The 5,308-nt window shown below is 40.5% G+C and carries 9 protein-coding genes; 7 read left to right on the top strand and 2 right to left on the bottom strand.

Translation table 11 applies throughout. The annotated features are described in order from the left end of the window. Positions 1-163: 163 nt before the first annotated feature. The 7 genes from WA010_RS12690 to WA010_RS12720 all read left to right on the top strand — a co-directional run bounded on the left by WA010_RS12690 (position 164) and on the right by WA010_RS12720 (position 3,129). Positions 164-871 (top strand): hypothetical protein, encoded by a 708-nt coding sequence (locus WA010_RS12690; protein ID WP_422557486.1) that lies wholly within the window; start codon positions 164-166, stop codon positions 869-871. Between the two features lie 47 nt (positions 872-918). Continuing rightward, on the top strand, positions 919-1,431 hold the full coding sequence (locus WA010_RS12695) for a hypothetical protein (RefSeq protein WP_422557487.1): 513 nt from the start codon (positions 919-921) through the stop codon (positions 1,429-1,431). A gap of 103 nt (positions 1,432-1,534) precedes the next feature. Continuing rightward, positions 1,535-1,723 carry a type II toxin-antitoxin system HicA family toxin gene (locus WA010_RS12700; RefSeq protein WP_422557488.1) on the top strand — a complete coding sequence of 63 codons (189 nt, stop codon included), beginning with the start codon at positions 1,535-1,537 and terminating at the stop codon, positions 1,721-1,723. Then, positions 1,724-2,116, top strand: coding sequence for a type II toxin-antitoxin system HicB family antitoxin (locus tag WA010_RS12705; protein ID WP_422557489.1), 393 nt, complete (start codon positions 1,724-1,726; stop codon positions 2,114-2,116). It abuts the gene before it with no gap. Positions 2,117-2,182: 66 nt separating this feature from the next. Beyond that, positions 2,183-2,515 carry a nucleotidyltransferase domain-containing protein gene (locus WA010_RS12710; protein WP_422557490.1) on the top strand — a complete coding sequence of 111 codons (333 nt, stop codon included), beginning with the start codon at positions 2,183-2,185 and terminating at the stop codon, positions 2,513-2,515. Continuing rightward, entirely contained in the window at positions 2,493-2,786 is a 294-nt protein-coding gene (locus WA010_RS12715) for a nucleotidyltransferase family protein (RefSeq protein ID WP_422557491.1), read from the top strand. Before WA010_RS12710 ends, WA010_RS12715 begins: the two co-directional genes overlap by 23 nt. Continuing rightward, positions 2,779-3,129, top strand: coding sequence for a DUF86 domain-containing protein (locus tag WA010_RS12720; RefSeq protein WP_422557492.1), 351 nt, complete (start codon positions 2,779-2,781; stop codon positions 3,127-3,129). Before WA010_RS12715 ends, WA010_RS12720 begins: the two co-directional genes overlap by 8 nt. A gap of 56 nt (positions 3,130-3,185) precedes the next feature. Here WA010_RS12720 and sppA read toward each other — a convergent pair whose 3' ends face one another. Both sppA and mqnF read right to left on the bottom strand, forming a co-directional pair. Further along, the gene (sppA, locus tag WA010_RS12725; RefSeq protein ID WP_422557493.1) at positions 3,186-4,058 is read right to left on the bottom strand and encodes a signal peptide peptidase SppA; all 873 of its coding nucleotides are present in this window, start codon (positions 4,056-4,058) and stop codon (positions 3,186-3,188) included. Next, positions 4,055-5,266: an aminofutalosine deaminase family hydrolase gene (gene mqnF / locus WA010_RS12730; protein WP_422557494.1), complete on the bottom strand. Its 1,212-nt coding sequence runs from the start codon at positions 5,264-5,266 to the stop codon at positions 4,055-4,057. Before mqnF ends, sppA begins: the two co-directional genes overlap by 4 nt. Positions 5,267-5,308: the final 42 nt, after the last annotated feature.

The following is a 5,308-nucleotide window of genomic DNA, read 5'->3' on the forward strand; positions in this document are numbered from 1 at the left end:
ATATTATCCCTTGCCATACTGGAGCATTAAAAATACATTTAGATATTACAAATGCATTAGATACTAGGCTTGCAGGAAATATAACATGTCAATGCGGAAAAGACCTTCTAACTTTTCAAGGATCAGCTGATGCAAAAAATCTCTTAATAAAAAAAGGAATAGCATGTTAAACATTAAAGCAATTTCAATTTTGATGATTGCACCATTAACATTGTTAGTGACTGGTTGTGTAAATCAACCAAGACCAGTAGTAATGGAAAACTTAAAAGTTGTCAATGGAAAATATTATAGACAATCGGTAAACCCATCTCCTATGATTCCCATGCCTATTCGCATTGGAGAAACATATCAATGTACTATAGGAAATGAGACTGGGATACTTTCGTTGATTTCTAGTGAAAAATGGATATATGAAGATAAAGAAGAAAAGCAAATATTCTCAAAAGCAACTGGTATATATTCAAATCGGATGCAAGGGGTTTCTAAAAATGGACAAATTTTCTATATTGCAATGGCAAAAGAAGATAATACTAAATTAGTAGTTACTGATGGTAAACAACATTTTCTTCTCCCTTGTGTCCAAATAAGCAATAATGCTTATGCATTATCAGAACAACAAGCACAATTATATATGCAAAATCAACAGATGGCACAACAACAAGCTATGCATGATGAACAAATAAGACAACAAAAATCTGCTCAAAGTAGTAGAGAATGGGATGCAATCTTAGATCGACAAAATGAAACGTTCAATACGCTGTACAAAACAAGTAATGACAATATTAATAGCTATCAAACACCAATAAATACTAATAGCTATGATTATAGCTTCAAAAGCAATGAGCCAAAAGTATATATATTAACAAAATAGACGAAGAACTAAACAACTGTAAATAATTCTATTTAAGGGTTTCTAAAATGATGAAAACATTCATAATTATAATGTTGTCATTTAATGTTTTTGGCTCAGATTGTTATGAATCTTCAATTATAAAGCCTATGCCTTTTATGGGAAATAACGATGAAATATTTCAACTTTCAGATGGCTCAATGTGGGAAGTGAAATATTCATATGAATATATGTACGCATATTCCCCTCAAGTTATTATTTGTCCAAGTAGTGCGAAATTAATCGTTGATGGTAAAAAAATATCCGTCCATCGCTTATCATCAGGCAAAACCAAGAAACAGCCATCTTCTAAAAATAGTAATACAAATGTTATAGAAAGTAATATCGATGGTGATTTTGAGGGTTGGGACGGTGAAACAATTTTTAAATTACGTAATGGTCAAATTTGGCAACAATCGAGTTATGCCTATACATATCACTATGCTTATTCACCACAAGTGACAATATATAAAACGGGTGGATTATATAAAATGAAAGTTGATGGGGTAGATTCTTCTATATTTGTTACTCAATTAAAATAGAATGTATTCTCTTGGTTCCTTTCACTTTTGATTTATTTTCTCACTTAGAAGTGATAAATTAGCACCATTTGACAATGATGTGTATAGTAAGTATAATAGTCTCATGAAAAGTTCGGAAATAATCAAAAAGATGTTGGCTGATGGTTGGGTATTGGTTACCGTGCGCGGAAGTCACCATCAGTTTAAACATCCGACCAAAACTGGTCGAGTCACTGTCCCCCATCCTAAAAAAGATTTAGGTATCGGGTTAGTACGGGCGATTATGAAACAAGCCGGACTCAAGGAGGAATAAATGATGCGCTACCCTATCGCAATCGAAATCGGTAATGAAACAACAGCATTCGGGGTAATCGTACCCGATCTCGCGGGGTGTTTTTCGGCAGGGGATACCCTCGATGAAGCGATTGATAATGCCAAAGAGTCGATCACTCTCCATATCGACGGACTTTTCGATGATAATGAAACGATACCTGCCCCATCTCCTGTTAGCAGATACAGCTCATTAGCGGAGTATGCAGGATACATTTGGGCGATTGTCGAGATTGATCCCGCGATACTGGACGATAAAGCCGAAAGGGTAAATATCACTCTACCTCGCCGTGTGTTAGCACGACTCGATGCAAAAGCTAAAGAGGCGGGAGAGACGCGGAGCGGATATATCGCGCGTCTGAGTATCGGGGCGTAAAAAAGTTGGAAGCTCGATTTTTCGATATAATAATCCAATAACAAATTTTTAGAAGGAGTCGGTGTCATGATTGATATAGAAGTATTAAAACCTCAAATCGTCGAAAAACTAAAACCGCTCAATCCTAAAAAAATCATCCTTTTCGGCAGTTATGCTTATGGGATACCTACGGAAGATAGTGATTTAGACCTTTGTATCATCACCGAATCTGACGGAACGAAAATAGAGAAAAAATCAAAAATCCGTAATGCGCTCAAAGGGATTGCCGTAGCCAAAGATATTCTCGTCGAGAACGAAGAGTACTATCTATCCCACAGTGATGAGAAGTGGATCAATACCGCCTTGTATGATGCGAGACACAAAGGGAAAGTTCTGTATGAACAAAAACGAAATTCTTGAAATCCTTAAAGCTTTAAAGCCCCGTTATCAGCAAGACGGCTTGATCCTCGTCGGATTGTTCGGCAGTTTTTCACGCGGTGAAGAGAAGAGTGATAGTGACGTCGATATTGTCTATGAGATCGAAAAAGGAAAAACTTTTTCGATGTTTAAATATCTCAAATATCTCGCTGATCTGGAAAAATATCTCAATCATAAAGTCGATTTAGTCAGAGCCGAAACCATCAAAAGTGATTTAAAACCTTATATCTACAAGGACATGATTTATGTCTAGGGATTGGAAGTTTTATCTCAGAGATATTCTCGCTGAGTGCCAAAATATTCGAAAATTTACGGCAAATATCACGTTTGAAGAGTTTACAGAGAATACTGAAAAAGTGTATGCGACGGCAAAAGCATTTGAAAACATCGGTGAAGCAGTAAAGCAGGTACCTAAAGAGATACAAGATGAGTATAGTAGTGTGCCGTGGAGTGAAATTGCCAAAATGAGAGATGTGTTAACACACCATTATTTTGGACTGGATGATAAGATTTTATGGGATACTCTGGCAGATGATTTTGTTATGTTTGAAGAGATCGTTGAACAAATTGCGAAGAAGTATTTGGATATAAAATAAAATATATTTTGGGTCAGGAACCTCGTAGAGGTTCTTGTTAGGCATGACAGGAAGCGTTATTGTAACGATACAGGCGGAAAGTACATGTGAGCCAAACTGGCTCCCTCCGCTGCGAACCGTTTGAAAAATTTATCCATCGGGTCTTCTTTATTCCACACCGGATCGGTTACTTTGCTGAGAACTTCGACCCGTTTTTTCGCGTCGTACTCGACACCGATGTTATCAACAAGCCCCACTTTTTTTGCCTGAGCGGCGGTAAAGATATGGGCGTTAGCGTATTCGGTGCTTTGGTTTAGATCGAGGTGGCGTGCACGTGCGACATCGCCGACGAAGAGATCATAGGTTCCGTTAATCACTTTCTCTAATTCGGCACGCTCAATGTTACTCCATTGACGCTCCATGGTTCCTACTTGTTTATATTCCCCAGCATGGACGACTTGTGTTTTTACCCCTACTTTTTCCATTAGACCTGAGACGTCTGCCCCTTCGATAATGACACCGATGGAGCCGATCATACTGCCTGGATTGGCGATAATCTCATTTCCCCAAATGGCAGAGTAGTATCCGCCGCTCGCCATGATCCCAGCGGCGTAGACGACGGTCGGTTTTTTCTCACTGAGGCGTTTGATAGCGTAGGCGATCTCAACTGATGGGGCAACGGCTCCGCCGGGTGAGTCGATACTGAACAATACCCCTTTGACATCGTCATTTTCACCTGCTTCATCGATCTGCTCGACGATAGGGGTTGCATCTAAAATCGGACCTGTTAACGTGATCTTTTGGAGATTATGGGGAGTGATCCCCTCATCACCTGAGGGGAGAATGAGCCAAAGGACAAAGAGTACCAAAACGGTTGCTTTGAAATGCCCTTGGATAAATCGCAGTCCCGTTGCCATGCAGCTACCGATTTTTTTAACAATTTCCATCATTGTATTTTATCTCCATTGATATAGATCGATTCGATGGTATGCGGCTGAGTAATCAAATGGATCGGCAGTTGATCATTGATTGGATAGCTGACCCGCATCACCAGAAAATCGGCATCGAAAGTTGGTGCGATTTTACCACAATTGAGTTGCAATGCTTCTGCCGCATGGGCGGTGACGCTTTGCCATAGTTGTTGTGCGAGGCTTAGTAAATCCTCATTCGGGTGGATAAAGAGGGCGACTTTCATCTCTTCAAAGAGATCGAGGGCATAGTTGGAACTTAGTCCGTCGGTGCCGCAAACAAAACGGATGGTGTTCTCTTCTAGAGATTTCAGATCGAGTACCCCGTTGCCCAGCAGTCGGTTAGAGATAGGACAATGGATAATTGTGTGGTTCCCCTCGGCGATGGCTGATAGCTCTTTGTCAGACGCTTGAACGGCGTGGGTAAAAAGGGTGGGACTGTCACGAAAATAGCTCAAAAATTCCTCTGCCGTATTGGCGGCTTGAGTCTGTTTGAGAAAGTTTTGGAAAAAGGGAGCAAAGGCTCCGCTATTGCTACCCAGCCATTCACGCTCAGCAGGACTTTCCATAAAATGAGCCGTCACACGAAGATGTTTCTCACGGGCATATTTGAGCGCTTTTTGGATCAAAATACGATGAACCGAGTAGGGAGAATGGATCGCTATCGAGGGGTAAAAACCATCGCGTTTTAGCTCTTGGGAGGCAAAAAGACGCTCTTGGAAATTACTATACAACGCATCCGCCATTTGAGGATCGGAACCGATAAGTTCGTTGAAAAAGACAACCTTTTGAGGTGCTTTAAAACACGGTTCCAAATCAAATCCATACGAACTAACGGCACCGAATGCGGTGATACCGTTGGTGAGCATGGTGTTGATTGCTTTGGATGTACACGACTCATCACATTCATTGATTAGCTCATCACGCGCAGCGATAACACTCGATAGCCACGGCATAAACTCACCATAGGTGAGGGTGGAGCGGTTGGCACTGAACTCTAAATGGACATGAGAATTAATAAGTCCCGGAACCAAAACGGAACCTTCGCCTAACTCAGTACATTGCTCGCCGTAACGAGAGCGCAGTTCATCATTCGGGGAAACCTCGATAATGGTTTTATCAAACACGATACCGTGATCACGAAGGATCACTCCGTTGGAAAAAAGTGTGTCACTTAGGAGGATTTGCACAAGAGATCTTTCATACTGATTTTAAAAGATAAAGTATAGCGC

This window comes from Sulfuricurvum sp. (assembly GCF_049305995.1).
Lineage (GTDB): Bacteria > Campylobacterota > Campylobacteria > Campylobacterales > Sulfurimonadaceae > Sulfuricurvum.

Coding starts and splice junctions, on each gene's coding strand:
- WA010_RS12700 (WP_422557488.1), top strand. CDS start 1,535: ATGAAAAGTTCGGAAATAATCAAAAAGATGTTGGCTGATGGTTGGGTA.
- WA010_RS12720 (WP_422557492.1), top strand. CDS start 2,779: ATGTCTAGGGATTGGAAGTTTTATCTCAGAGATATTCTCGCTGAGTGC.
- sppA (WP_422557493.1), bottom strand. CDS start 4,058: ATGATGGAAATTGTTAAAAAAATCGGTAGCTGCATGGCAACGGGACTG.
- WA010_RS12690 (WP_422557486.1), top strand. CDS start 164: ATGTTAAACATTAAAGCAATTTCAATTTTGATGATTGCACCATTAACA.
- WA010_RS12715 (WP_422557491.1), top strand. CDS start 2,493: ATGAACAAAAACGAAATTCTTGAAATCCTTAAAGCTTTAAAGCCCCGT.
- WA010_RS12710 (WP_422557490.1), top strand. CDS start 2,183: ATGATTGATATAGAAGTATTAAAACCTCAAATCGTCGAAAAACTAAAA.
- WA010_RS12695 (WP_422557487.1), top strand. CDS start 919: ATGATGAAAACATTCATAATTATAATGTTGTCATTTAATGTTTTTGGC.
- WA010_RS12705 (WP_422557489.1), top strand. CDS start 1,724: ATGATGCGCTACCCTATCGCAATCGAAATCGGTAATGAAACAACAGCA.